General features: G+C 78.3%; 1 pseudogene. It reads right to left on the bottom strand.

Going from position 1 to position 405, the window contains the following annotated elements:
• A pseudogene (locus D588_RS25170) lies at positions 1-405 on the bottom strand (4-alpha-glucanotransferase); the annotation flags it as partial.

The raw sequence follows: 405 nt of genomic DNA on the forward strand, positions 1-405 counted from the left end.
CGCCGGCCGCGGCGATGCGCGTGGCCCAGGCGGCGGTGCCATCGGCGTCGCCGATGCCGGCGTCGTAGTCGCCCGGCGCCGAGTACACCTGCAGCGACAGGCCCCAGCGCCGCGGCTGCGCCGCGCCCACCGCGTCGGCGACGCCGTAGCAGCGTGGCGGCGCCACCGCCAGGGTGGTGCTGCGGTCGCAGTGCTGCAGGGTCCAGTAACCGGCGGTATCGGGTGCGACCAGGCGGCCCTGCGCGTCGCAGTGGCCGTGCAGTGCGCGCCCGTCCTCGCTGTCGAGCCGGTACGCCGTGCCGGGGGCGGCGCCGATTTCGACCGGCGCGCCGACGTCGGCAGTCAGCAGCGGCGGCAGCGCGGCATCGGCCTGTAGCCGGCGCAGGCTGTCGCGGCAGGCGGCCG

The sequence above is a fragment of the Xanthomonas sp. SHU 308 genome (genome assembly GCF_000364645.1).
GTDB classification, from domain to species: domain Bacteria; phylum Pseudomonadota; class Gammaproteobacteria; order Xanthomonadales; family Xanthomonadaceae; genus Xanthomonas_A; species Xanthomonas_A sontii.